Below are 1,505 nucleotides of genomic sequence, written 5' to 3'. Positions count from 1 at the left end.
GGCCGGACCCCCGACCGGACCGGCCCGGCGTGGCCCCCCGCGGCGCCCGAGGCGCGCACCTCGGGCCGGGCGTCGAAGACCACGGTGTGCAGGGCGGTGATGTGCTCGGCCACGGCCCGCCGCCCCCGCACCTCCTCGCCCGTGTCCACGGTGGTCCACAGCACGTCCTCGGTGAAGTACCGCGCGAAGTCCCCGCCGTTCAGCAGGGCCTCCACGTAGCTCTGGAACAGCCCGGTGGTGGTGTCGATGGACATCGTCGTCCTCCTGCGTGCCGGTGCTCGCTCACCCGGTCCGGGGGAGCCGGTCCTGTGCGCACGTGGATGCTTCTCCCGGCGGGCGGCGGCGTCGAGGGCGGAGCCGGCGCGGGCCCGGCCGGCTCCGCCGCCGCCCGCACCGGCCCGCGGGTCAGCGCCCCGCGGCGGCGAAGCGCTGCGGGCGGAAGGGCTCCAGCAGCGGCACGCGCTCGCCGAGCACCTCGCGCGCGGTGAACTCGCCCAGCACCAGGGCGAGGGTGGCGCCGCTGTGGGTGAACAGCACGTGCAGGCCCGCCACCTCCGCCAGCGCCCCGGCCACCGGCTCGCCGTCGCCGGGGATCGGCTTGCGGCCGACCCCCCGGCGCGCCACCTCCAGGCGCGGGTTGCCCGCCAGGACCTCCGAGGCCTCGGCCAGCAGCCCGGCGACGGTGGAGGCGCGCACCTCGTGCTCGTCCTCCCCGCGCACCACGACCTCCTCCTCCGACCAGGCGGAGTCCAGCACGAACGTGCCGTGCGGGGTGGGGCGGATCGCCACGCGCGGGGTGTTCAGCACCGCGCGCAGCGGGTGCTCCAGGCGCCCGGTCTCCAGCAGCAGCGAGACCGGGGAGGCGTCGGGCACCTGCACGCCCAGCTCGGCCAGGTCGCGCGGCACCCGCGGGCCGGTGGCCAGCACCACCGCGTCGGCGGGGAAGGTGCGCCCGGAGGCGGTCCGCACCCCGGTGGCCCGGCCGCCGGTGATGACCGGCGCGGCGCGCCCGACGCCGGTGTGCACCTCGCCGCCGGCGGCGCGCAGCTGCTCCAGCAGCGCCCGCACCAGCAGCGGCAGGTCCACCCAGCCCTCCCCGGGGTTGAAGACCGCGCCCTCCTCGGCGACCGCGCGCGCGTCCACGCCCGGCGTCCAGGCCGCCACCTCCTGCGGCGCCAGCCACACCGAGTCGTAGCCGAGGGACAGCTCGTGGGCGTGGCGCTCCTTGTGGCTCTCGCCCGGCCCGGCCCAGGTGAGCCCGCCGTCGAAGCGGATCCGGTCGTCCAGGCCGGTGCGGGCGGCGAAGGTGCGGTAGCGGTCGATGCCGACGGTGCGCAGCAGGTGGTAGGCGTCGCTGCGCGCGCCGGCGGAGTTCAGCCACGACAGCGAGCGGCCGCTGGCGCCGGAGGCGACCTCCGCCTCGGTGACCAGGTCGACGCGCGCACCGGCGCGGGCCAGGTGGGCGGCGGTGGAGGCGCCCAGCACGCCGCCGCCGACGACGACGA

2 protein-coding genes are annotated in these 1,505 nt (G+C 78.3%); both read right to left on the bottom strand.

All coding sequences use genetic code 11. The features are described from left to right. Nucleotides 1–254 (bottom strand): nuclear transport factor 2 family protein (locus GTR00_RS20620; protein WP_166613396.1); only part of this gene is annotated, 254 nt, incomplete at its 3' end. Nucleotides 255–405: 151 nt separating this feature from the next. After that, nucleotides 406–1,505 (bottom strand): NAD(P)/FAD-dependent oxidoreductase (locus GTR00_RS20615; RefSeq protein ID WP_166613395.1); only part of this gene is annotated, 1,100 nt, incomplete at its 5' end.

It is taken from the genome of Kineococcus indalonis, from assembly GCF_009906395.1.
Lineage (GTDB): Bacteria > Actinomycetota > Actinomycetes > Actinomycetales > Kineococcaceae > Kineococcus > Kineococcus indalonis.
Note: the sequence above shows the minus strand (reverse complement) of the source record. Positions and strands in the feature narration are given on the sequence as shown.